Annotated in this window: 27 protein-coding genes and 1 other RNA gene; 3 read left to right on the top strand and 25 right to left on the bottom strand. The window is 68.5% G+C overall.

What is annotated here, in order from left to right; all coding sequences use genetic code 11:
- Positions 1-62: 62 nt before the first annotated feature.
- From JL101_RS08970 to JL101_RS08950, 5 genes are read right to left on the bottom strand one after another with little or no spacing between them, the layout of a single operon-like run.
- Entirely contained in the window at positions 63-527 is a 465-nt protein-coding gene (locus tag JL101_RS08970; RefSeq protein ID WP_203099939.1) for a MaoC family dehydratase, read from the bottom strand.
- Positions 528-559: 32 nt separating this feature from the next.
- Positions 560-1,015: a GNAT family N-acetyltransferase gene (locus tag JL101_RS08965; protein WP_203099937.1), complete on the bottom strand. Its 456-nt coding sequence runs from the start codon at positions 1,013-1,015 to the stop codon at positions 560-562.
- Positions 1,012-1,812 carry a PhzF family phenazine biosynthesis protein gene (locus JL101_RS08960; RefSeq protein ID WP_203099935.1) on the bottom strand — a complete coding sequence of 267 codons (801 nt, stop codon included), beginning with the start codon at positions 1,810-1,812 and terminating at the stop codon, positions 1,012-1,014. Before JL101_RS08960 ends, JL101_RS08965 begins: the two co-directional genes overlap by 4 nt.
- Before the next feature lie 19 nt (positions 1,813-1,831).
- Entirely contained in the window at positions 1,832-2,278 is a 447-nt protein-coding gene (locus JL101_RS08955; RefSeq protein ID WP_228435368.1) for a GNAT family N-acetyltransferase, read from the bottom strand.
- Positions 2,266-2,514, bottom strand: a complete 249-nt coding sequence (locus JL101_RS08950; RefSeq protein WP_228435367.1) for a DUF1127 domain-containing protein — start codon at positions 2,512-2,514, stop codon at positions 2,266-2,268. Before JL101_RS08950 ends, JL101_RS08955 begins: the two co-directional genes overlap by 13 nt.
- 94 nt (positions 2,515-2,608) lie before the next feature.
- On the opposite strand from JL101_RS08950, the gene ehuR reads away from it, so the two are divergent.
- Positions 2,609-4,015, top strand: a complete 1,407-nt coding sequence (gene ehuR, locus JL101_RS08945) for a MocR-like ectoine utilization transcription factor EhuR (RefSeq protein ID WP_203099933.1) — start codon at positions 2,609-2,611, stop codon at positions 4,013-4,015.
- Between the two features lie 351 nt (positions 4,016-4,366).
- Here the strand turns inward: ehuR and thiD are convergent, their stop codons facing one another.
- The 16 genes from thiD to JL101_RS08865 form a co-directional block, all read right to left on the bottom strand.
- On the bottom strand, positions 4,367-5,167 hold the full coding sequence (gene thiD, locus JL101_RS08940) for a bifunctional hydroxymethylpyrimidine kinase/phosphomethylpyrimidine kinase (protein ID WP_203099930.1): 801 nt from the start codon (positions 5,165-5,167) through the stop codon (positions 4,367-4,369).
- Positions 5,164-6,537 (bottom strand): phosphoglucosamine mutase, encoded by a 1,374-nt coding sequence (gene glmM / locus JL101_RS08935; RefSeq protein ID WP_203099928.1) that lies wholly within the window; start codon positions 6,535-6,537, stop codon positions 5,164-5,166. Before glmM ends, thiD begins: the two co-directional genes overlap by 4 nt.
- A gap of 61 nt (positions 6,538-6,598) precedes the next feature.
- The gene (gene folP / locus JL101_RS08930; protein WP_228435366.1) at positions 6,599-7,681 is read right to left on the bottom strand and encodes a dihydropteroate synthase; all 1,083 of its coding nucleotides are present in this window, start codon (positions 7,679-7,681) and stop codon (positions 6,599-6,601) included.
- 93 nt (positions 7,682-7,774) lie between these two features.
- Positions 7,775-9,709, bottom strand: coding sequence for an ATP-dependent zinc metalloprotease FtsH (ftsH, locus tag JL101_RS08925; protein ID WP_203099926.1), 1,935 nt, complete (start codon positions 9,707-9,709; stop codon positions 7,775-7,777).
- A 117-nt stretch (positions 9,710-9,826) separates the two neighbouring features.
- A complete protein-coding gene (gene tilS, locus JL101_RS08920) occupies positions 9,827-11,137 on the bottom strand; it encodes a tRNA lysidine(34) synthetase TilS (RefSeq protein WP_203099924.1) in 1,311 nt (436 codons plus the stop codon).
- 7 nt (positions 11,138-11,144) lie between these two features.
- Positions 11,145-12,086 (bottom strand): tol-pal system protein YbgF, encoded by a 942-nt coding sequence (gene ybgF / locus JL101_RS08915; protein ID WP_228435365.1) that lies wholly within the window; start codon positions 12,084-12,086, stop codon positions 11,145-11,147.
- A gap of 279 nt (positions 12,087-12,365) precedes the next feature.
- Positions 12,366-12,860, bottom strand: coding sequence for a peptidoglycan-associated lipoprotein Pal (gene pal, locus JL101_RS08910; protein ID WP_201070655.1), 495 nt, complete (start codon positions 12,858-12,860; stop codon positions 12,366-12,368).
- A gap of 163 nt (positions 12,861-13,023) precedes the next feature.
- Complete coding sequence (gene tolB / locus JL101_RS08905; RefSeq protein ID WP_203099922.1) at positions 13,024-14,376, bottom strand: Tol-Pal system beta propeller repeat protein TolB; 1,353 nt, start codon at positions 14,374-14,376, stop codon at positions 13,024-13,026.
- Between the two features lie 120 nt (positions 14,377-14,496).
- The gene (locus JL101_RS08900) at positions 14,497-15,660 is read right to left on the bottom strand and encodes a hypothetical protein (protein WP_203099920.1); all 1,164 of its coding nucleotides are present in this window, start codon (positions 15,658-15,660) and stop codon (positions 14,497-14,499) included.
- A gap of 3 nt (positions 15,661-15,663) precedes the next feature.
- Entirely contained in the window at positions 15,664-16,116 is a 453-nt protein-coding gene (locus JL101_RS08895) for an ExbD/TolR family protein (RefSeq protein WP_202679848.1), read from the bottom strand.
- A 3-nt stretch (positions 16,117-16,119) separates the two neighbouring features.
- The gene (gene tolQ, locus JL101_RS08890) at positions 16,120-16,839 is read right to left on the bottom strand and encodes a protein TolQ (RefSeq protein WP_203099918.1); all 720 of its coding nucleotides are present in this window, start codon (positions 16,837-16,839) and stop codon (positions 16,120-16,122) included.
- A gap of 17 nt (positions 16,840-16,856) precedes the next feature.
- The gene (gene ybgC / locus JL101_RS08885) at positions 16,857-17,333 is read right to left on the bottom strand and encodes a tol-pal system-associated acyl-CoA thioesterase (RefSeq protein ID WP_228435364.1); all 477 of its coding nucleotides are present in this window, start codon (positions 17,331-17,333) and stop codon (positions 16,857-16,859) included.
- Entirely contained in the window at positions 17,326-18,396 is a 1,071-nt protein-coding gene (ruvB, locus tag JL101_RS08880; protein WP_203099916.1) for a Holliday junction branch migration DNA helicase RuvB, read from the bottom strand. Before ruvB ends, ybgC begins: the two co-directional genes overlap by 8 nt.
- Positions 18,396-19,007, bottom strand: coding sequence for a Holliday junction branch migration protein RuvA (gene ruvA, locus JL101_RS08875; RefSeq protein WP_203099914.1), 612 nt, complete (start codon positions 19,005-19,007; stop codon positions 18,396-18,398). Before ruvA ends, ruvB begins: the two co-directional genes overlap by 1 nt.
- On the bottom strand, positions 19,004-19,546 hold the full coding sequence (ruvC, locus tag JL101_RS08870; RefSeq protein ID WP_203099912.1) for a crossover junction endodeoxyribonuclease RuvC: 543 nt from the start codon (positions 19,544-19,546) through the stop codon (positions 19,004-19,006). The genes ruvA and ruvC overlap by 4 nt, the downstream gene beginning before the upstream one ends.
- The gene (locus tag JL101_RS08865) at positions 19,546-20,295 is read right to left on the bottom strand and encodes a YebC/PmpR family DNA-binding transcriptional regulator (protein ID WP_203099910.1); all 750 of its coding nucleotides are present in this window, start codon (positions 20,293-20,295) and stop codon (positions 19,546-19,548) included. Before JL101_RS08865 ends, ruvC begins: the two co-directional genes overlap by 1 nt.
- A 460-nt stretch (positions 20,296-20,755) precedes the next feature.
- Between JL101_RS08865 and JL101_RS08860 the strand changes: the two genes are divergently transcribed.
- Together JL101_RS08860 and JL101_RS08855 are read left to right on the top strand one after the other, a co-directional pair.
- Positions 20,756-21,052 carry a BrnT family toxin gene (locus JL101_RS08860; protein ID WP_203099908.1) on the top strand — a complete coding sequence of 99 codons (297 nt, stop codon included), beginning with the start codon at positions 20,756-20,758 and terminating at the stop codon, positions 21,050-21,052.
- Positions 20,994-21,311: a BrnA antitoxin family protein gene (locus tag JL101_RS08855; protein ID WP_203099906.1), complete on the top strand. Its 318-nt coding sequence runs from the start codon at positions 20,994-20,996 to the stop codon at positions 21,309-21,311. The genes JL101_RS08860 and JL101_RS08855 overlap by 59 nt, the downstream gene beginning before the upstream one ends.
- Positions 21,312-21,334: 23 nt before the next feature.
- Here the strand turns inward: JL101_RS08855 and JL101_RS08850 are convergent, their stop codons facing one another.
- The 4 genes from JL101_RS08850 to JL101_RS08835 all read right to left on the bottom strand — a co-directional run bounded on the left by JL101_RS08850 (position 21,335) and on the right by JL101_RS08835 (position 23,338).
- Positions 21,335-22,153, bottom strand: coding sequence for a TIGR00282 family metallophosphoesterase (locus JL101_RS08850; RefSeq protein WP_203099904.1), 819 nt, complete (start codon positions 22,151-22,153; stop codon positions 21,335-21,337).
- A gap of 12 nt (positions 22,154-22,165) precedes the next feature.
- Positions 22,166-22,759, bottom strand: coding sequence for a 5-formyltetrahydrofolate cyclo-ligase (locus JL101_RS08845; protein WP_203099902.1), 594 nt, complete (start codon positions 22,757-22,759; stop codon positions 22,166-22,168).
- Positions 22,760-22,810: 51 nt separating this feature from the next.
- Positions 22,811-22,971, bottom strand: a non-coding RNA gene (gene ssrS / locus JL101_RS08840) — 6S RNA.
- 13 nt (positions 22,972-22,984) lie between these two features.
- Positions 22,985-23,338 carry a cell division protein ZapA gene (locus JL101_RS08835; protein WP_203099900.1) on the bottom strand — a complete coding sequence of 118 codons (354 nt, stop codon included), beginning with the start codon at positions 23,336-23,338 and terminating at the stop codon, positions 22,985-22,987.
- Positions 23,339-23,342 lie beyond the last annotated feature (4 nt).

Below are 23,342 nucleotides of genomic sequence, written 5' to 3'. Positions count from 1 at the left end.
AGCGCCACCCCCACTTCTGAGGAAGTCATGTATACACTATCTGGGCAGATAAATAATAGAACTTAGACGGAGATCGTTTCGGGAGTCCTGCGGGCAATAATGTGATCCAATAGAATACTAAGTACTGGTTCGTCCCGCTGATTATAAGTATTGTATTGAAGGCGGACTCGCCCCCGGTCGTCGCGGCTGCGGGATGGCTGAACTTCAGTTACTTCGACAACTACCTTCAGCGTATCGCCGGGCCGGACCGGGCGGAGCCAGCGGAGCTGGTCGCCGCCACTGCCGCCCATGCTGCTGTCATGGATGATGCCGGTGTCGCGCAGCAGGCGGAAGGTCAGCGCCAGGGTCTGGAAGCCGCTGGCGATCAGGCCGCCGAAGGGTCCGTTGGCGGCGGCAACGGCATCCATGTGGAACGGCTGCGGGTCGTACATCAGCGCGAAATCGATGATCTGCGCCTCGGTCAGGGTGACACCCGCCGTCCCGAACCGGTCGCCGACCTGAAAATCCTCGAAGAACATCGACTTCATGCGCTTGGTTTCTCCCCGGTGTCGGGCCGCGGTCACAGCCTCTTGGTCAGGTGGATGATGCCGTCGGATGCCCCGCCATCCCCGGGCGGAACGGGCTCGAAGCCCAGCGAGCGGTAAAGCCCCAGGGCTGCGGCCATCGACGGCAGCGTCTCCAGATGCATACCGGTATAGCCGCGCCGGCGCGCTTCATCCAGAGCCGCCTCGCACAGGCGACGCCCCAGCCCGGTCCCGCGCCGGTCGTCGCGGACATAGAGCCGCCGCATCTCGCAGTCGCCGCCCGCCTCGGCCGGCGCGGAGAGGCCGACCACGCCGACGGGCTCCCCGTCCTGCCGGGCCAGCAGCCACAGGCCGGGAAGGGCTGCGACCTCGCGCTCGTATCCCTTGAAGCAGATGGCGAAGTCCATCGCCCTGCCGTAGTCCAGCAGGAGGGCACGCACGGCGCGGAGGTCTTCCTCCCCGGCCGCCTCGGTGATCGGGACGCCGGTCACAGGTAGACGGTGCCTTCCATGTAGAGAATGGCCTTGCCGGAGATCATCACCCGGTCGCCGCGCAGCTCGCACCACAATTGCCCCCCTCGGGCGGAGAGCTGGCGCGCGGACAATTCGGTCTTGCCCAGCCGTTCGGCCCAGTAGGGCGCCAGCGTGCAGTGGGTCGAGCCGGTGACCGGGTCCTCCGGGATGCCGTGATGCGGGGCGAAGAAGCGCGACACGAAATCGACGTCGCTGCCCGGCGCCGTCACCAGCACGCCCCGGTCCAGCCGGGAAAGCGCCCCCATATCCGGCTTGAGGGACGCGATGGACGCCGCGTCGTCGTAGACGACCATGTAGTCGCGGGCGGTCAGCAGGTCGGACGGAACCGGACCGCCGAGCGCCGCGGCGAGATCGGCGCGGACGGCGTCCTGATCCTCTGCCGGCCGCTCGGGCGGACGGGCCGGGAAATCGAGCGTGTAGAGGTCGCCGCGCCGGGTCACCGTCAGGTTGCCGGCGACCTGGGTGGCGAACTCGACCCGCTCCGTGCCGGGACGCAGGATCGACATGATGACATAGGCGGAAGCCAGGGTGGCGTGGCCGCACAGGTCGACCTCGGTGGTCGGCGTGAACCAGCGCAGCCGGTAGCCCTCCTGCCCCTCCGGGACGAAGAAGGCCGTTTCGGCCAGATTGTTCTCCGCCGCGAGGTCCTGGAGCGTGCCGTCCGGCAGCCAGATGTCCAGCGGCATCACCGCCGCCGGATTGCCGGCGAAGACCGTGTCGGTGAAGGCATCGACCTGATAAATCCGTTGGCTCATGGCGTCTCTCGTTCGGGTCTCAATCGTGCAGGTTGGTGAAGTCGAAACAGTCGGGATGCCGTTCCAGCCCCACCTTTTCGTAGAATTCGATCGCTGAGGGGGCCGACAGCAGGATGCAGCGCACGGCGTCGCCACCCGCGGCGGTCCGCGTCCGGGCCATCAATGCCCGGCCGATGCCCCGTCCCTGCCATTGCCGGTCCACCGCCAGGTCGGACAGATAGCAGCAATAGCTGAAATCGGTCACCGACCGGGCGACGCCGACCAGATTGTCCCCATCGCGCGCGGTGACGATCAGGTCCGCCTTCGCCAGCATCCGGGAAATCCGCTCTGGCTGATCGACCGGGCGGCGCTCGGCCAGGCCGGAGCGGCGCAGGACGTCGATGAACTCGGCGGTGCCGAGATCCGGTTCGCACCGGAAACGGATCTCGGCACCGCTCCTGTCGGTGAACGGCTTCAGGTGCGCCAAAACGGCTTGCTCCCCTCGTAATGCGCGTCGGCCCGGCTGATGCCGATATCCTTCAGCATGTCGTCGCTGAGCGCAAGGAGCTGGCGCCTCTGGCGGGATTTCTCATGCCAGGTCATCAGGATCTCGAAGACGGAGGACAGGACGGCCAGGACCCATCGGGCGGCGACGCGGAGAGACGTTGCGGCCGGTGCCGACATCCCCGGGCGGGGAGGTGTGGCGGTATCAATTGTATGCATACAATCCTCCATCCTCTGGCGTTCTGCCTCGCTACATTCGAGACAATGCGATTATTGCTTGCTTCTCTTGAGGGTCAATGAATACATTGTCACCATGACAACTTGGATCCCCGATCTCGACCGCTACCCGGGTCCGCGCTACCGGGCCATCGCCGACGCGCTGGCCGCGGACATCGCCGCCGGCCGGCTTCCCGTCGGCGAGCGCCTGCCGACCCACCGCGACCTGGCCTACCATCTCAAGGTCACGGTCGGCACGATCACGCGCGCCTATGCCGAGGCCGAGCGGCGCGGCCTGATCGGGGGAGAGGTCGGCCGGGGCACCTACGTGAAGGCGGGGACCGTGCGGAGCGCCGGAGACGAGTGGCCGCAGCTGCCGCCACCGCCCGGCGACACGCCGGCGGTGGTCGACCTGTCGCTCTGCACGCCCAGCGCCGCCGGGGTCGCGGAAGCCCTGGCCGCCCTGCTCTCCGGCATGAAGGATCCGGCCGGGTTCGCCGACATGCTCAACTACCCGCCCCACGGCGGGCTGCCCGCCCACCGGGAGGCCGGATCCCGCTGGCTGGCCCGGCACCAGGTTTCGGTCGGGCCGGAGAACGTGCTGGTCACCAGCGGCGCGCAGAACGGCATGGCCATCGCCTTCACGACGGTCACCCGGCCGGGCGACCTGATCCTGACGGAGCGGCTGACCTATTTCGGCATGAAGGCGCTCACGGCCACCCTCGGGCTGCGGCTGGAGGGGCTTGCCATGGACGAAGACGGGCTGCTGCCCGACGCGTTCGAATCGGCCTGCCGGCAGTCGGCGCCCAAGGCGCTCTACACCGTGCCGACCCTGCACAACCCGACGACGGCGATCATGCCGACGGAGCGGCGGCGGCGGATCATCGAGATCGCGCGGAAATACGACGTCACCATCGTGGAGGACGACGTCTTCGGCTTCCTGGTGCCGGACGGGCCGCCGCCGATCCAGGTCCTGGCGCCCGACATCACGCTGCACATCAGCAGCCTGTCCAAGAGCATCGCGCCGGGCCTCCGGATCGGCTACCTGGTGGCGCCGTCCCGGCTGATGCCGCGCCTGGAGGCCACGATGCGCGCGCTGAACTACGCGGTGCCGCCCCTGATGGGCGAGCTGGCGACCCGCTGGATCGAGGACGGCAGCGCCGACCGCTTCGCCGAGACCCAGTGCCGGGAATGCCGCGCGCGCCACGCCTTGGCGGCGGAAATCCTGCGCGACGGCCCGGCCGTCGCGGTGCCTTCGGTCGGGCAGCATCTCTGGCTCAAGCTTCCAGATCCCTGGCGGCGGGAGGACTTCGTGGCCGAGACCCGCAGCCGGGGCATCATCCTGACCGGGGCCGACGTCTTCATGGTCGGCCGGGGCGCCGCCCCGCACGCGGTCCGCGTCGGCCTGTCCATGCCGGCCCGGCGCGAGGACGTGCGCCACGGGCTGGAGGTCATCGCCGACCTGCTGTGCAGCCCCGTCGGCGCGACGGTTTCGATGGTGTGACCGGCCTTTGCCATGGCCCGTCCGTGACCGTCCGGTAGAATCGAGGTCAGCCTCGGCAGAAGGCCAACACCCTGCGTCAACGCTCCACAGGACTCGTCAGAACCTCTGTGCAGCACCACTGGAGCTGCGCTCGATCAGGTCGATCCGCCCTGGGGCAGCTGATCCGTTGCGTTGCGCCATGGGCGCAACCTACGATCGCCGGTCCGCATCACCTCCGCCCTGCATCGAGCCGTAGGTTGCGCCCATGGCGCAACATAGTGCGCCGAGTGGAACGGCCGGCCACGAAGACCGAAGCGGTTCAACCTGATTATGTATCGCTTCAGGTCCAATCATCCACGGATGCCGACAGCATCAGAACCCGTCGGCGACGGTCCAGGCGTGGTTCAGCGGGCCGTGCCCGGCGCCGTAGCCGGGGGCCTGCCGGATCGCCTGGTCCACATAGTTGCGGGCGCGGGCGACCGCCTCCGGCAGGGTCAGCCGCTGGGCGAGGCCGGTCGCGATCGCGGAGGCCAGCGTACAGCCGGTACCGTGGGTATGCGGGGTATCGATCCGGCGGGAGGTGAAGACCTCCTCCCCGTCGTTGGTCAGCAGCAGGTCGGTGACGGTCTCGCCTTCCATGTGGCCGCCCTTCAAGAGCACGGCCTTGGGGCCGTAGCTGAGCATCAGGGTGGCCGCGTGGCGCATGTCGTCCAGGTCCAGGATCTCCAGGCCGCTCAGCACCTGGGCTTCCGGGATGTTGGGCGTGATCACGTCCGCCCGCGGCAGCAGCCGGCGCTGGAGCGCGTGGCTGGCGTCGGGGTCGAGCAGCATGGCCCCGCCCTTCGCGACCATCACCGGATCGACCACCAGCGGGATGTCGCCGCCGAGTTCTTCCAGCACGTCGGCGACCGTGTCGATCACCTCCCCGCTGTGGAGCATGCCCGTCTTGATCGCGTCGGCCCCGATATCCTCCAGGACCAGCCGCATCTGCTGGGCGATGAACTCCACCGGCACCGGATGGATGCCGAACACGCCCAGGGTGTTCTGTGCCGTCAGCGCGGTGATGGCGGTCGCGGCATAGCCCGTCAGCGCCGTCACCGTCTTGATGTCGCCCTGGATACCGGCGCCGCCTCCGCTGTCGGAGCCGGCGACGATCAAGACCCTTCCCCTCATTCCGCCGCTTCCTGTTGCCGTATCGCCGCTTCCTGGATCCGCTGAACGATATCCCCGACGACGGCATTCACCAAGGTTTCATCGTCGCCTTCCGCCATCACGCGGATCACGGGCTCGGTCCCGGACTTGCGGATCAGCAACCGGCCCGAGCCGCTCAGCCGGGCCTCGCCGTCCCGGATCGCCGCCTTCACCTGCCCGTCCTCCAGCGGGGCCGCGTCGCCTTCGAACCGGACATTCTTCAGCAACTGCGGAACCGGCTCGAACACCCGGCAGACGTCGCTGACGCGCCGGCCGCTCTCCTGGATCACGGCCAGGACCTGGAGCGCCGCGACCAGCCCGTCGCCGGTCGTGCCGTAGTCGCTCAGCACGATATGGCCGGACTGTTCGCCGCCGACATTGAAGCCGTGCTCGCGCATGTGCTCGACCACGTAGCGGTCGCCGACCGGGGTCCGCACGAGCTCCAGGCCGAGCCCCTTCAGCGAACGCTCCAGGCCCAGGTTGGACATCACCGTGGCGACCACGCCGTTGCCCTTGAGCTTGCCCGACTCGCACCAGGACCGCCCGACCAGTCCCATCACCTGGTCGCCGTCGATCTGCCGGCCCTTCTCGTCCACCAGGATCAGCCGGTCGGCATCGCCGTCGAGCGCGATGCCCAGGTCGGCGCCGTTGGCGACCACCTCGCTCTGGAGCATCTGGGGGGCGGTGGCGCCGCACTGGCGGTTGATGTTGATGCCGTCCGGCTTGACGCCGACCGAGACGACCTCCGCCCCGAGCTCCCACAGGACCTTGGGCGCCACCTTGTAGGCGGCGCCGTGGGCGCAATCGACCACGATCTTCAGCCCGTCCAGCCGCAACCCGCGCGGGAAGGTGTTCTTGACGAACTCGATGTAGCGGCCGCTGGCGTCCTCCAGCCGGCTCGCCCGGCCCAGCGCCGCCGGCTTGACCAGCGACGAGCCCAGGGGATCGGCCAGCCGGCCCTCGATTTCCGCCTCGACCTCGTCGGACAGCTTGTAGCCGTCGGGGCCGAACAGCTTGATGCCGTTGTCCTGGAACGGATTGTGGGATGCCGAGATCATGATGCCGAGGTCGGCGCGCAGGCTCCTGGTCAGCATCGCGACCGCCGGCGTGGGCATCGGCCCGACCAGCACGACGTCCATGCCCATGGCGATCAGCCCGGCGGTCAGGGCCGGCTCCAGCATGTAGCCGGACAGGCGGGTGTCCTTCCCGATCACCGCCAAGTGCCGGTGATCGCCCCGATGGAACTGGACCGCCGTCGCCATGGCGACCTTGAGGGCGGTCTCCGCGGTCATCGGCTCGATGTTGGCGGTGCCGCGGATGCCGTCGGTGCCAAACAGTTTTCGCGTCATCATTCCTCTCGAACAGTCATGCCGTACTTAACCGGAAAGTCCGGCAACAGCCAAGGGCCGGGCCTCACTTCCCCCGAACGTGCAGCCCCGTCCAGAGTGCCCGGGCCTGGCAGGTCTCCGCGACGTCGTGGACGCGCAGGATCTGGGTGCCCTGGTCGAAAGCGGCCAGCGCCCCGGCCAGCGAGCCGGCCATCCGGTCCTTCGGTGCCTCGCCCCGGCTGAGCGACGCGATGAAGCGCTTGCGGGACAGCCCGATCAGCAGCGGCACGCCCAGTCCATGGTACAGCGCCGCATGGCGCAGGATCTGGAGATTGTGCTCGACCGTCTTGCCGAATCCAATGCCCGGATCGACGCAGAGATCGCCTGCGGACATGCCGGCTGCAAGGCAGGCGGAGACCCGGTCCGCGAGGTCGGCGTACACGTCGGTCGGCGCGTCGGCGTACTCCGGCGCCTGCTGCATGGTCCGGGGCTCGCCGCGCATATGCATCAGGACGACCGGCGCCTGCGCCCTGGCCGCGACGCCGAGGCTGCCGGGATCGCCGGTCAGCGCCGTGACGTCGTTGATGATCGTCGCTCCCGCCTCCAGCGCCGTCGCCATGACGGCGGCGTGGCGGGTGTCGATCGACACGACCGCGCCGCGCCCGGCGAAGTGCCGGATGACCGGAACGACCCGCCGAATCTCCTCTTCCGCGGGGACCGGATCGGCTCCGGGTCTCGTCGACTCGCCGCCGACGTCCAGGATGTCGGCGCCGGCCTCCAGAAGCGCGGTGCCCTGGGCGATGGCGCGGTCATGGTCCAGGAAGTCGCCACCGTCGCTGAAGCTGTCGGGAGTGACGTTGACGATACCCATGACGGCGGGCCGGTCGAACGCCAGCCCGGCGAACGGTGCCCGGGGCCGGGACAGCGCGTCGAGCAGGCCCGCGGCGGGATCCCAGCCGGCCAGTTCGCCGACCGGGCCAGCCGCGCGCCGGACTTCGGCCGCCCCCTCGCCCTCCGTCCTGGCGATCGCCTCGACCATGCCGAAGGCCAGAGGACCGCCCGCGAGGGGAAGCGCCGTGCCGGCTTCCACCGCTCTGCCTGCCGCCTCGTGCCCGAGGATGCCCAGCGGCCGCAGGTACACGGAAGCGCCGGACCGTTCCGCCGACAAGCAAAAGCCCCGGAGTGACCCGGGGCTCGTTGCCGGCTCCATTCCCATGGGAGCCATCATGTCCACCAAATATCAGCCTTCACGTTCCCGACCTTACGTGCCCGGCTGGGGCTCCGGCTCGAGACCGCCGGAGTCCTTGCTGCCGCTGGTCGGGACCGAGGCCCGGCGACCCGGGGTCGGCTGCTTGGGCGGCGGCGGCGTGTCCTGCTTGTCGGTACGGACGATCGGATCGCCGCGCAGCAGGGCATTGATCTCCTCGCCAGACAGGGTCTCGTACTCGAGCAGGCCCTTGCCCAGCGTATGGAGCTGGTCGATATTCTCGGTCAGGATGCGCCGCGCCGTCGCGTAGGCGGTGTCGACGATCCGGCGGACCTCCGCATCGACCTCGGCCGCGGTCGCGTCGGACATGTTCTTGTGCTGGGTGACCGAGTGGCCCAGGAAGACCTCCTGGCTCGGCTCGCCGTACAGCAGCGGCCCCAGCTTCTCGCTCATGCCCCACTCGGTGACCATCCGGCGGGAGATGTCGGTCGCCATCTTGATGTCCGACGAGGCGCCGGTGGTCACGCGGTCGATGCCGAAGATCAGCTCCTCGGCGACGCGGCCGCCCATCGCGACGGCCAGGTCGGCCTCCAGCTTGGCGCGGCTCAGCGAGATCCGGTCGCCTTCCGGCAGGCGCATCACCATGCCGAGCGCGCGGCCGCGGGGGATGATGGTGGCCTTGTGGACCGGGTCGCTGTCCTTCATGTGGATCGCGACGATCGCGTGGCCGCCCTCGTGGTAGGCGGTCAGCTTCTTCTCGTCCTCGGTCATGACCATGGATCGGCGCTCGGCGCCCATCATGACCTTGTCCTTGGCGTTCTCGAACTCCGCCATCCCGACGACGCGCTTGCCGGCGCGGGCCGCCAGCAGGGCCGCCTCGTTGACCAAATTGGCGAGGTCGGCGCCGGAGAAGCCGGGGGTGCCGCGGGCGATGATCCGGGCGTCCACGTCGGGCGCCAGCGGAACCTTCCGCATGTGGACCTTCAGGATCTTCTCGCGGCCCAGCACGTCCGGGTTCGGCACGACGACTTGGCGGTCGAAGCGGCCGGGACGCAGCAGCGCCGGGTCGAGCACGTCGGGGCGGTTGGTCGCGGCGATCAGGATGACCCCCTCGTTCGCCTCGAAGCCGTCCATCTCGACAAGCAGCTGGTTGAGGGTCTGCTCGCGCTCGTCGTTGCCGCCGCCCAGGCCGGCGCCGCGATGGCGTCCGACCGCGTCGATCTCGTCGATGAAGATGATGCAGGGGGCGTTCTTCTTGCCCTGCTCGAACATGTCGCGGACGCGGCTGGCGCCGACGCCGACGAACATCTCGACGAAGTCGGAACCGGAAATGGTGAAGAAGGGAACGTTGGCCTCGCCCGCGACGGCACGCGCCGTCAGGGTCTTGCCGGTCCCCGGAGGACCGACCAGCAGCACGCCCTTGGGGATCTTGCCGCCCAGGCGCTGGAACTTCTGCGGGTCCTTCAGGAACTCGACGATCTCCTCCAGCTCCTGCTTGGCCTCGTCGATGCCGGCGACGTCGTCGAAGGTCACCCGGCCGACCTTCTCGGTCAGCAGGCGCGCCCGGCTCTTGCCGAAGCCCATGGCCTTGCCGCCGCCGGACTGCATCTGGCGCATGAAGAAGATCCACACGCCGATCAGGAGCAGCATCGGGAACCAGGACAGCAGCACGCTGAACAGCGACGGCACGTTGCTGTCGTCGGGCATGGCGCTGATCCGGACGCCCCGATCGGCCAGACGATCGACCACGTTGGCATCGGGCGGGGAATAGGTGCTGAACGAGCGGCCATCGCTGAAGTGGCCGCTGATCTGGTTGCCCTTGATCGTCACATCCGCGACCTGGCCCCGTTCGACCTCGTTCAGGAAGTCGCTGAACGGCACGCTTGCCTGCGGACTACGGGTGGAGGAACTCTGGAACAGATTGAACAGGGCCACCAGAAGCAGCCCGATGATGATCCAGAGAGCCAGGTTTTTACCGAAATTGTTCACGGTTCACGCCTTTCGTCGGACAACCTCGGCGCCTTTCAATGCACGCCGGGCGCCAGCCCTCGACACTTGATCCCGATACATGGGAAGTCCATCAGATTAGATAATGCCGACCCGGTTTTAAACAACTACGAATGCGGATGCGCTCACAGGTTCCGGAGGGGCGAATACAGCCACGATCGACTTCCCGGTTCCCGCTTCGTCCTGCATATTGAATTCGTTCGCGAAATCGAAACGCGGAAAGCCGGTGACACCGTCCTCGCGCAGCAGGACGGGCACGGTCTCGCGCACAACCGCCGGAAGTCTTTCCAGGTGCTTCGGCAGCGCGCCCGTCCGGGGACCCAGGGCCGCCACGGTGCCGGCCACGCCGGGCGGCACCGTCACCAGGAAGCGCCCGTCCCAGCGAAGGACGGCCCCGCCCCCGGTGACGGTGCGCTCGTCCGCGGCCCGCGGCTCCCGCGCGACCAGGAGCCTGCCATCGCCGCGGGGCATGATCCGGCACCCGCCCAAGGTCGCCCCGCGCGGCGGGGCGGCGTCGGAAAGCGATCGGTGGAACCGCTCCACCGCCTCGCTGCGGGGCCGGTAGCGGGCGCCGCCGACCGAAGCGAGGCAGCGGCCCAGGGCGCGCAGGGCGAGGTCGTCGGGAGCGGCCCGGATCGGCTCGGGCCGCAGGAGGACGCATCCCTCCGGCCAGACCTCGGCCGCCCGTCCGAGCAATTGCGCCGTCGCGGCCTCCAGCGCCGAGCGGGACCTTCCGGCCCGGCGCGCCGTGTCGGCGGCATGGGCCGGCGTCCAGCCCTCCCCCGCGAGCGTGTCGGCCATGGAGCGCAGCCGTGCCCGCGCGTAGGCGGCGGACCGGTTGGACGGGTCCTCGATCCAGGGTTGGCCCGCCGCCTCCAGGAGGTCCTTCAGGCGCGATCGCGACAGGCCGAGCAGCGGGCGCAGGATCCGCACGGGCCCGCTCTCCCGCAGCGGCGCCATGCCGGCCAGGCCGTCCGGGCCGCTTCCCTTGGCGAAGCGCAGGAGGACCGTTTCGGCCTGGTCCTCCAGATGATGCGCCAGCGCCAGGTGCAGGATGCCTTCGGAGCGGCAGCGCTCCGCGAGGAGCCGATGGCGGGCCTCGCGCGCGGCCGCCTGGATGCCGGCGGACGGTTTGATCCCGCCCCACCGGAGCACGTGATGGTCGATGCCCCGGGCGGCGAGCCAGGCGCCGACCTGGGCGGCCTCAGCTGCGGCATCATGTCGCAGGCCATGATCGACCGTCAGGGCCAGCAGGGATCCGCCGACCCGGTCCGCCCAAGCCTTCATCAGGATGCAGAGCGCCAGGCTGTCGGATCCGCCGGACACTCCGACCGCGACTCGGGGCCGCGGTTCGAACGGTCCCAGGCGGTCCATCAGATCGAAGAAGTCGCCGACGAGATCCCGGGTCATCCCGGGCTCACGAGCAGTTCAGCCGGCCTCGTTCCTGGTCGGCACGACGCTTGATCGTCGCCGGAGCGTCGGGGAATTCCGAGTTGAGCTGCTGGAAGGTGACGCAGGCCTCCTTCTTCTGGTTCAACTGCCCCAGGGACATGCCCAGCTTCAGGAGGTTGTCGGCGGCCTTCGAACCCTTTGGGTACTTCTGGTATCCCTCGGCGAACGCCACGGCGGCGTCGCTGTACTTGCCGCGGACGTAATAGGTCTCGGCCAGCCAGTACTGGGCGTTGCCGGTCAGCGGGCTGTCGGGGTGGTTCTTGACGAACTGCCCCAGGGCCGCCTCGGCATTGGCGTAGTCGGCGGCGCGGAGCAGGCCGAAAGCGTAATTGTACTGCTCCTGCGCCGAGCCGGCCGGCAGGCGCGCCGCGGCGGTGACCTGCTGCTGGGGCTGCTGCGGGGCCGGTTTCGGCGGCGCCGCGGCGGTCTGACTCTGCGCCTTCGCGGCCGGGGCGGCGGCCTGGGGATCGGCCGGCTCGGCGTTCAGCTTGCTCTCGATCTCGCTCAGCCGGTAGTCCAGGTCGGATGCCAGCTTGTCCAGCCGCTCCCGCGCCTGGGTGATGCCGAACGTGGCTTCCTCGTACTTGCCGGTCAGGGTCTGAAGCTCGCTTTCCAGGCGCGACAGCCGGACTTCGAAGTCGGCCGCGAGGCTGGGCGGGACGCCCGCTCCCCCGGGCACGGGCGCCGCGGACGATCCGGCCGGCGCCGTGCCGCCGCGGTATACCTGCCTGTTGAGGGTCTGGATTTCGTTCTCCAGCCGGTTCAGCCGGTTCTGGATGTTGATATCGGCCTGCGCCGACGCCGGCCCGGACCATAGCATCAGGCCCGTCAGCATGAGGCCGGTCAGCATGAAACCGGCCGGCTTGGCGCCGGCAAGCAGCGCGGCTCCGCCGCACCCTTCGGTCAACCGTTTACCTGTCGCTCGAACCATCGCCTCTACCGCCATCATTGTTCCCCGAACCTGATCGGACCCGGCCGTCCCTGCCGCTGCGTCAAAAGTGTCTGTTTGGCTGCCGGCCGGCCAGGGCGGCGCCCTCCCCCCGCATGCGGGGCGGATTTCCGCGCCTTACCCGAAACCGGAGGCAAAAATAAGGCGCCACACCCGGCGGCCCGTTCAGGAACCGCTGGGTGTGGCGCCCCATTCGTCAGCGGGCTTGCATCCGCTGCTGCCGTGTCCGCCGTCAGCTTAGTTGACGGTGGTCACGCCACGGCGGTTCTGCGCCCAGGCGGCCTCGTTGGAACCGAGGACGGCCGGACGTTCCTTGCCGTAGCTGGTGGTGGCGATGCGGTTGGCATCGACGCCACGCGCCAGCAGGTAGTTGCGCACCGAGTTGGCGCGACGCTCGCCCAACGCGATGTTGTACTCGCGGGTGCCGCGCTCGTCGGCGTGACCTTCGACGGTCACGGTGACGCGCGGATACTGGTTCAGCCAAGCGGCCTGACGGTCCAGGGTTGCCCGGGCCTCCGGAGTCAGGTCGAACTTGTCATAACCGAAGAACACACGGTCGCCGACATTGACGACCAGGTCCTCCTGTGTGCCCGGAGCCGGACCAGTCCGGACCGGAGCCGCACCGGCGGTAGCCCCACCACCGGCACCGGCCGAGCCGGCGTCTTGCGGCGTGGATTCGCACGCGGCGACCAGCACTACCGCAGCCAACAGGCTCAGAACCTTCAAACGCATCTGAAAAACCCCCTACAGCGACACACGATACCAAACACGGAAGAGCGAACGGGCCGACGCTAATCTCCGCCCAGTCCATCGAACCCAGTCTACCGAAAGTTTTCGATCTCCCGACTGTCTAACCTTAGCGTCGATCGTGCAGCGCGAAAATAAATGGTTACCGCTAAGGAATCAAGGGCGACCAAGCAGGATCCGAAGCATCGAGCGGCGTGACGACCTCGCGTTCATTGAACCCGGTCAAGTCGACGCTGTACAAACGCGCGGTCCTGCTGCGATTCCCCTCGCCGCTCGGACGTTCGCGGAAGAACATCAGAACGCGTCCATTCGGGGCCCAGGTCGGCCCTTCGACGTGGAAAGCCTCGTTCAGCAGGCGCTCGCCGGTCCCGTCGGGCCGAATCACCCCGATATGAAAGCGCCCGTTGGCGATCTTGGTGAAGGCGATCAGGTCCCCGCGCGGCGACCACACCGGGCTCGCGTAGCGGCCCTGGCCGAAGGTGATCCGCTGCGCATTTCCGCCGCTCGCGTCCATTACGTAGAGCTGCTGGGTGCCCCCGCGGTCCGACTCGAAGACGATCCGCTGGCCGTCGGGCGAGTAGGAGGGCGAGGTGTCGATCGCCGGGCTGTTGGTCAGCTGGTCGACCCGGCGCGTCCGCAGATCCATCGAATAGATGTCGGAGTTGCCCGAGGTCGCCAGGCTCATGATCACCTTGTTGCCGTCCGGCGAGAAGCGCGGCGCGAACGTCATGCCGGGGAAGTCCCCCAGGACCTCCTGGCGGCCGGAGTCGATGTTGAAGAGGTAGACCCGGGGCTTGTTGTTGAAATACGAAAGATAGGTGATTTCCGGCGCGCTGGGCGAGAAGCGCGGGGTCAGCACCAGCGTCCTGCCGTCGGTCAGGAAACGGTGGTTCTCGCCGTCCTGGTCCATGATCGCCAGGCGCTTGATCCGCTTGTCGGCGGGCCCGGTCTCCGAGATGTAGACGATACGGGTATCGAAATAGCCTTCCTCGCCCGTGATCCGCTTGTAGATCGCGTCGGAGATGATGTGGGCGACCCGGCGCCAGTTCTCCGGCACGGTGAAATAGGCCAGACCGGTCATCTGCTGCTCGGCCAGCACGTCCCACAGCCGGAACTCGACCCGCAGGCGGCCGTCCGGCTGCCCCTGGACGGTGCCGCTGACCAGCGCCTGGGCATTGATCACCTTGAGGTCGGCGAACCGCGGCTGGTTGTGCAGCGAGGCGGCATCCTGGATCAGCGCCTTGGGGTCGATCGGCCGGAACAGGCCGGACCTCTCCAGGTTGGCCGACACCACCTGGGCGATGTCTCGGCCGACCTGGACTTCGGGACCGGCCTGCCCGTGGAAGGTCGAAATCGCGATCGGCATCGGCTCGACCTTGCCGCGCGTGATGTCGAGGCGCAGTTCGGCCCGGGCGCCCGCGGCTCCGGCCAGCGTGATGACCAGGACGGCCAGCGCCAGGCGGCGGGCAAGCAGGACCAGATGGTACGGGAATGCAATCATGATCGGGTCATGCCTTACTATGATCGTTGTTCTTGCGGGAACGGGCGTCCCCTGGAGCACTCGGCAGGTGCGCCGAATGGGCACCTTGATCGTGTCATAATCAAGGTGCCCAACGGTCCGCTATCCCCGGAGCATGTCGCGCGGGCTGAAGACGAAGACGGCGTCCTTCCAGAAGTCGTAGCCGTCGGGCGGGAGGGGCAGCGTGCGGCAGCGCGGGTTCATCACGGCGCGCTGGGCCGATTCGGCGACGGCCCGGAACGCGCGGTCGCGCGCCATGCGTCCCTTGTCCACCACCTCCGCCCTCATCACCTGGCCGTCCCGGCCGATCTCCAGGCGGATCTCGACCGTGATCTCGTGGATGCCGGCCAGGCCGGGGTCCACGTTCCAGCACGCCTCCACCGTCCGGCGCACCGCGTCCTCCTGGCTCGCCGTCAGGCGGTCGGAGAGCTTCGGCGCGTTGCTGGCGGCCTGCTGCTGCGACGGGGTCGACTGCGCCGGTGCCGGCTGCTGACGCTGCGGCTGGGCCGGCGCGTTCGACGGCTCCGGCTTGAGGTTCTGGAGGTTCTTCAGGACGCTCGCGAAATCCTGCTTGGCCTCGGGTTGCTTCTTCTCCGGCTCGGCCTTCTTCGGCGCCTCGGGCTTGGCCGGCTCGGGCTTTTTCGCCTCCTGCTTGGGAGGGTCGGGTTTCTTGACCTCCTTGGGAGGCTCCGGCTTCGGCGGTTCTGGCTTCTTCGGTTCCTGCTTCGGCGGTTCGGGCCTGGGGGGCTCGGGCTTCGGAGGCTCCGGCTTGGGCGGCTCGGGCCTCTTCGGTTCCGGCTTGGGGGCCGGCTCAGGCTTCGGCGCGGGCGCGGGTTCGGGCTCCGGCGCCTTGGGCGGCGGCGGGGCGGGAGCCGGCGGCGGCGGGACCGGACGGGGCGGAGGCGGAGGTTCGGGCTGCCGCTGGGGCGGCGCCGGCTCGCGCGGGGCCGGCGGCGGCTCGGCCACCTTCGGCGGCTCCGGCGGACGCGGCGGGACCGGCACCGGTTCCGGCGGCGGCGCCTGAGCAAGCTGCTGCTGCGGCGGCTGGGGCGGCTGCGAAGCCGGCTCGGGCTTCGCCTGGGGCGGCCGGGGCGGCGCCGGCGGCGACTCGTCGATGCGGGTATTGGTCAGTTCGCCGACATCGACGATGTCGATCGGAATCGATTCCGGAATCTCGATAGGCTTCTGCATCATTGGCAGGCCCATCACGGCGATCGCGATGACCGCCACGTGGACCACCACCGAGAAGATGATGCCATTGCGCATGATCTAGCGCGCCGCGGCTTTGGGTTGCGGCAGCTCGGCGACCAGCCCGACCTTGGTGAAGCCGCCTGCGCTGATCGTGCCCATCACCTGGAGCATGGTGCCGTAGGCGATCCTGTTGTCGCCGCGCACCAGGACGCGGGCTTCCGGATTGTTCTCGGTGATCGCGCGCAGCAGCGGGACGAGGTTGTCCAGCTCCACGGCGGTCTCCTGGACGAAGATGCGGTTCTGCGTGTCCACCGTGATGAACAGCGGCTTGCTGTCGGTCGGCAGGGCCGGCGCCGCCGTCTTGGGCAGGTCGACCGGCACCCCGACCGTCATGAGCGGCGCCGAGACCATGAAGACGATCAGCAGCACGAGCATGACGTCGACGAACGGCGTCACGTTGATCTCGGCGAGCTGCTTGTAGGCGCGGCGTCGGCCGCGGCCCTCGGATTTCCCGGCGAGCTGGGCTCCCATGGATCAGGCCCGTTCTTCCAGATAGCGCGAGAGGATGGAGCTGAACTCGCTGGAGAACGCCTCCAGGCGTTCAGCGTAGCGCCCCAAATCTGTCGAAAATTTGTTGTAGGCGACCACCGCGGGAATGGCGGCGACGAGGCCGAGGGCCGTGGCGAACAGCGCCTCGGCGATGCCCGGCGCCACGACGGCCAAGCTGGTGTTGTTGGAGGCGGCGATCGAGGTGAAGCTGTTCATGATGCCCCAGACCGTGCCGAACAGCCCGATGAAGGGCGCCGTGGAGCCGACGGTCGCCAGGAACGACATGTAGCGCTCGGCCCGCGCCATCTCGCGGCCGATCGTCACGGACATCACGCGCTCGACCCGCTGCTGCAGCCCGGCCTTGATGCCCGAGGCATTCAGGGAGCGCTCGCTGGCGTGGCGCCACTCGCGCATGCCGGCGGCGAAGGTCGCGGCCATCGGGTCGCCGGGCTGCTTGCCCACGTCCTCGTAAAGCTTCTCGAGCGATCCGCCCGACCAGAAGCTCTCCTCGAAGTCGGCGGCCTGCGCGTTGAGCCGGCGCAGCTTGACGATCTTCTCGAAGATGATCGCCCAGCACCAGACCGACGCGGCGAACAGCATGAGCATGACGGCTTTGACCACCACGTCGGCGGCCATGAACAGCCCCCAGACGGAGAGGTCGTGAGACGCCGCCGCCGCGCCGGAAGTGATGACAGAAGGATCCATGGTAGTCGGTCTCGCCTTTAGCTGTTTGGGCCTTGATCGGTTTCGCCGCGGGTCCGTAGCGCGTCCAGGGTGGCCCGGACCGGCTCCGGCAACCGCACGGGCCGGCCCAGCGGATTGATGCAGAACACGGTTAACAAAATACGAACGAGGACCCGGCGCCCCGGCACGCCAGCCATGAGGACGGTCTGCTCGAACTCCATGGAGGCGCCGCGGATATCGATGATTCGCGTTTCGACTTCAAGCAGGTCGTCGAGCCGCGCCGGGGCCCGGAAGTCGATCTCGCACCTGCGTACCGCAAAGGCCACACCCGTGTCGCCCGCGATCTCGGCATGACGGCTTCCCAGCGCCCTCAGCATCTCGGTGCGCCCGCGCTCGGCGTAGCGCAGGTAGTTGGCGTGGAACACGAGGCCCCCGGCGTCCGTGTCCTCGTAATAGACGCGGACCGGCAGCCGATGTACCGCACCGTCCATGCCGCCGCCGAAGATTTCACTCATCGGTATCCCCCTCCGGCACCAGCAGGTCGAGCTGGCGCGCCGGGATCTGCGGGACGCTGAGGCCCAGGTAGCGGAAGCCGCCGTCGGTCAGCATGCGTCCGCGCGGCGTCCGCTGGAGCATGCCCTGCTGGATCAGGTAGGGCTCGACCACCTCCTCCAGCACGTCGCGCTGCTCGCCCAGGGCGGCGGCCAAGGTCTCCACCCCGACCGGCCCGCCGGCGTAATTGCCGGCGATGCAGCCGAGATAACGCCGGTCCATGCCGTCCAGCCCCAGCCGGTCCACTTCCAGCCGGTTCAGCGCCGCGTCGGCCGCCGCGGCGTCGACCGCGGAGCCGCCCGCGACGGCCGCGAAGTCCCGCACCCGGCGCAGCAGGCGTCCGGCGACGCGGGGCGTGCCGCGGGACCGCAGCGCGATCTCGGCGGCGCCGTCCGGGGTCAGCTCCAGCCCGAGCACGCGGGCGGCCCGGCTGACGATCAGCTCCAGCTCGTCCGGCTCGTAGAACTGCAGCCGCAGCGGGATGCCGAAGCGCTCGCGCAGCGGCCGGGTGATCAGGCCGGACCGGGTCGTGGCGCCGATCAGCGTGAAGGGCGGCAGGTCGATCTTGATCGAGCGCGCCGCCGGCCCCTCGCCGATGATCAGGTCGAGCTGGAAATCCTCCATCGCCGGGTAGAGGATCTCCTCGACCGCCGGGGACAGCCGGTGGATCTCGTCGATGAACAGCACGTCGTGCGGCTGCAGGTTGGTCAGCAGGGCCGCCAGGTCGCCCGCCCGGGCGATCACCGGCCCCGACGTGGAGCGGAAGCCCACGCCCAGCTCCCGGCTGACGATCTGGGCCAGCGTGGTCTTGCCCAGGCCCGGCGGCCCGAAGAACAGGACATGGTCCAGCGCCTCGCTCCTGCCGCGCGCCGCCTGGATGAAGATCGCCAGGTTCTCGCGCACCTGCCGCTGCCCGACGAACTCCGACAGGGACAAGGGCCGGATCGTGCTTTCCGCCTGCTCCCCCGCGACCTCGCCCCGCATCGGCTCGGGCTGCACCATGCGATCCTGCTCGGCTGCCGCCATCACGCGCTAAGCTCCTTCAGTCCCATCATGATCAACTGTTCCACCTTGGCGTCGGGGCCGGCCTTCTGGGCGGCCTGGGCGACCGCCGCGAAGGCCTCGGCCCGCCGGTAGCCGAGATTGACCAGCGCCGATACCGCGTCGCCGGTGACCCCCGCCCCGGCCGGCGCGCCGCCGGACGCGGCCGTCGCCGGGCCGCCGCCGAACTGCAGGTCGGCGACCTTGTCCTTCAGCTCGCTGATCAGGCGGTTGGCCAGCTTGGGGCCGACGCCGTCGGCCTGGGCCAGCGCGGTGCGGTCCTGCGCCGCGATCGCCTGCCCCAGCTTGTCCGGCTCCAGCACGGACAGCAGCGCCAGGGCCACCCGCGACCCGACGCCCTGCACGGTGGTCAGGCGGCGGAACCAGTCGCGCTCCGCCGCGTCGATGAAGCCGAACAGGGTTATGGCGTCCTCGCGCACCTGCATCTCGGTGCGGAGCGACACGGCGGCCCCGGTATCGCCGACCCGCCGGAGCGTGCGCGCCGAGCAGTAGACGAGGTAGCCGACGCCGCCGCAGTCGATGATGCAGTGGTCGGTGCCGACGCTGTCGAGCAGGCCGGACAGCTTGGCGATCATGCCCGGCCTCCCCGCACCCCCGGGATCGCCAGGGCGCCCGCGATCACGTTGCGCGTGGCCGCGTGGTGGGCGTGGCAGATCGCCACGGCCAGCGCGTCGGCGGCGTCGGCCGACTTCATCTCGACGCCCGGAAGGATCATCCCGACCATCACCTGCACCTGGTTCTTGTCCGCATGCCCGGCGCCGACCACCGACTTCTTGACGAGGTTCGTCGGGTACTCCGCCACCGGCAGCCCGGCCTTGGCCGGGACCAGCAGGACGACGCCGCGCGCCATGCCGAGCTTCAGCGTGGACGCCGGGTTCTTGTTGACGAAGGTCTCCTCGACCGCCGCCTCGTCGGGCTTCCAGCGCTCGATCACGGCGCTGAGACCGTCGTGGAGCTGCACCAGCCGCTCGGCGAGGGTGAGGTCGCCGTCGGAATGGATGGCGCCGTTGGCGACATGGGTCATCCGGTTGCCGCAGACATCGATGATGCCCCAGCCGGTGTGCCGCAGGCCGGGATCGAGCCCGACCAGCCTGAACGGTCCCGGTGCTCGCATCAGGCGGTCAGCCGCTCCAGCAGCTCGTTGGGGATGTCGAAGTTGCCCGACACGGTCTGGACGTCGTCGTTGTCGTCCAGCACGTCGATCAGCTTCAGCAGGCTCGCGGCGGTCTCCTCGTCGGGGGCCACCGTGTTGACCGGCTTCCAGGTCAGGGCGGCGCTCTCCGCCGGGCCGAACTTCTCCTCCAGCGCGTCGCGCACGGCGGACAGGTCTTCCAGCGAGGTCGTGATCTCGTGGGCGTCGTCGGTCGAGTCCACGTTCTCGGCCCCGGCCTCCAGCGCCGCCTCGAACATGGCCTCGGCCCCGGCAGCCTTGGCCGGATAGACGATCAGGCCGATGCGGCTGAACATGAAGGCGACCGACCCGGTCTCGCCCAGCGACCCGCCATGCTTGGTGAAGGCCGAACGGACCTCGGCGGCGGTGCGGTTGCGGTTGTCGGTCAGCGCCTCGACGATCAGCGCGATGCCGCCGGGACCGTAACCCTCGTACCGGACCTCCTCATAGTTGGCGTCGTCGCCGCCGGGGCTGCCGCTCTTGATCGCCCTGTCGATCCGGTCCTTCGGCATGTTCTGCGTCCGGGCCGCGATGATCGCGGCGCGCAGCCGCGGGTTGGCGGCGGGATCCGGGAGCCCCGACTTGGCCGCGACGCTGATTTCCCGGGCGAGCTTGTTGAACATCTTGGCACGCTTGACGTCCTGCGCGCCCTTGCGGTGCATGATGTTCTTGAACTGTGAATGACCTGCCATGCGCTTGAACCTGCCCTTCGAGAGGCTTTCTGAGTGTCGATAGGGATGATTATGGCAGCTGTCTACCACACCCGGCGCAGGGCCGCACGCGACAGAACGGCAGCGGGGGCGGCAAGCCGGCGCCAGCCGAGCCAGCGCCGGACACGGGCCGCAGATTGATTATCCAATGAGGCGATATTGAGGCGCCGCTAACCCGTTCGGTCTGATGAACCGGGTTCTTGCCGTCGCGGAACCCGGCCGAAGGGCGGCCCCATCGGACGTCTGCCCAGGGGTTGCCGACAGGCGGGCCGACCAAGTTCCGCGCCAGGGCTACTTAAATCGATATTGCCGGTTTCCGGTCCAATTCCATACACTGGAATGCCATTGGGCATAGGCCTGTCGACTGCAACGCCTGCCCCAGCCCCAGCGCAGGCTTCTATAACAAATCGGCAACCGATTTTGAAACTACGGATAGTTGAGAATGGAGTTCGAATGGGACCCCAGAAAGAATGAGTCGAACCTGCTAAAGCACCTCATTGACTTCGACGATGCCAGGAAAATCTTTCTCGGGCCGATCCAATGCGCGATCGACGACCGACGCGAATACGGCGAAACCCGTTATGTGGCTATAGGAGCGCTGGACGGCGTCATACTGACAGTTGTATATACATGGCGTGGCGAAATATGCCGAATCATCTCAGCGAGAAGAGCGGATAAGGATGAAAGAAGCAGCTACTGTTCGACGTTCCCTGGAGTCGAAGTCGGTCGGAAGGACTGATTGGTCAAAAGTCGAACAGCTTACCGATGCCGACATTAGAGCAGCTGTCGAGGATGATCCCGACGCGGCGCCGCTTCTCGACGCCAAGTGGTTCGAGGCCGCCGAAGTGATCGAACCGTCGACAAAGTCAGCCATCAGCATCCGCCTGGACAATGACGTGCTGGACTTCTTCCGGACCACCAGCGAGCGCTATCAGACCAAGATCAACGCCGTGCTGCGCGCCTACATGCAGCACGAGCTCAGGAAGGCCCGACGATAGGTTCGGCCCGCGTCCAGGCCTTTCTACTCCACCGCCGGCAGATGGTTGGCCAGCCTCGGCCCGACCCGCACCGCTTCCGCCCGGACGGCAAGTCCCGTCCTGTCGTCGGTCTCCACGAAGACGCCGCAGACGGTCGCCTCGTTCTCCGCCGGGGTCATCTTCTCCGTCGGCAGCTTGCGGACGAAGCGGGCGACCGAGACTTCCTTCTTCATCCCGATCACGCTGTCATAGTCGCCGCACATGCCGGCGTCCGACTGGAAGGCGGTCCCGCCGTTCAGGATCTGGAGGTCGGCCGTCGGGATGTGGGAGTGGGTGCCGACGACAAGGGAGACGCGGCCGTCCAGATAATGGCCCATCGCCATCTTCTCGCTGGTCGCCTCGCCGTGGAAGTCCAGCACGGCAGCGGTGATGCCGCCGCCCAGCCTGTGCTGGCGGACCACCTTCTCGACCGCCGCGAAGGGGTCGTCCAGCGCGTCCATGAACAGCCGCGCCATGACGTTCATGACCAGCACCTTGCGCCCGCCCTGGAGCTGGAAGATCGAGGCGCCCCGGCCCGGCGTGCCGTCGGGATAGTTCAGCGGGCGCAGGATGCGCGGCTCGCGGTCGATCGACCCGACCAGTTCCTTCTGGTCCCAGACATGGTTGCCGGTGGTGATGCAATCGACGCCGGCCTCGAAGAACTCCCGGGCGATCTTGTCGGTGATCCCGAAGCCGCCGGCGGCGTTCTCGCCGTTCAGCACCAGGAAATCGACCTTCAGCGCGGCGCGCAGTTCGGGAATGCGCTTCAACGCCGCCTCGCGGCCGCTGCGTCCGACCACGTCGCCCAGGAACAGGAGTCTCATGTCACCATCAATCTAAACTGAAATTCGGAGCGCCGACGTCTCCGTCACGATCCAATCAAGCGGCTGGTCGTACCGATCGCGGGGAACCGTTTCGACCTCCTGCGCCGCAAAGCCGATGCCGATCGCCGTCACCGGCTTGACCCGCCGCAGCCGTTCCAGCGTTCGGTCGTAGAAGCCCGCGCCGTAGCCCAGCCGGAAACCCGCCCGGTCGAACGCCAGCAGGGGCACCAGCAGAACGTCCGGCTCCACCTCCGGTTCCCCGGCGGCCGGGGCCAGGATGCCGAGCCCGGTGCGCTCCATCGGGCTTTGCGGCGTCCATCGGCGGAACAGCAGCGGCTCGCCGCGCGCCGCCACGACCGGCAGGGCGCAGACGAAACCAGTGAGGTCGAGATGGGACAGGGCCGGCCTGACGTCAAGCTCGCTGCCGATCGGCCAGTAACCGGCGACCACGGCCGGCCCTGACAATCCGGCCAGCAATCCGGCGACCCGGCGGCTCACGGCCTCGGCGCACTCCATGCCGGCTCCGGCAGCCGCTTCGGCGCGCAGCACCTTGGCCGACGCCCGCGCCGCGTTCTTCAGGTCGCGAAGGTCGGCTGGATCGGTCATCGGCGCGCAAAAGGGGGGCGCGAGAAAGGGGGGCGCGAAAAAGGGAAAGTGGAAGGAGCCGCTTGGCCGTTGGCGTGATTGCTATCCTCTGCGGCCTGCCTAAGCAGGTGGGCGCCGTGTACCGAAACCACGGTTCCGGCAGGGACAGCTCCCGAGAGTAATAGGTTATCGGCCCCAGGGATAAAGCAGCCTGACGAACCGCGCAGCAACCTTCCGATCCCTAACCTAGGCACGATCGAGCTTGGCTGCAATATCCCCGATGCGTTTTGCCAGATGATCGACCGCGGCGACCATCACGTCCTCGTCGGCCGGGGAAATTCCGTTCGCTTCGCCGGATGCGGCGTCGCGGGCGCTGGCGGCCAGGGCATCGTACTCGGCCTTCAGGTCGAACAGCTGGTCGGTCACCAGAAGGGCGCCCATGGCCAAGGCCTGCGCCTCCCCGGCGGTCGGCGCGCGGCCGGCGATGGCGCGCAGCTGCCCGTCGAGATAGTTGGCGAGCTGACGCAGGCGGGCCTCCTGCCCTTCCTCGCAGCCGATCAGATAACTGCGCCCGTTCAGCGTAACGTCGACACGCGGCATCCGC

This window comes from Skermanella rosea, from assembly GCF_016806835.2.
Taxonomy (GTDB): Bacteria; Pseudomonadota; Alphaproteobacteria; order Azospirillales; family Azospirillaceae; genus Skermanella; species Skermanella rosea.
This window is presented reverse-complemented; position numbering and strand designations above follow the sequence as displayed.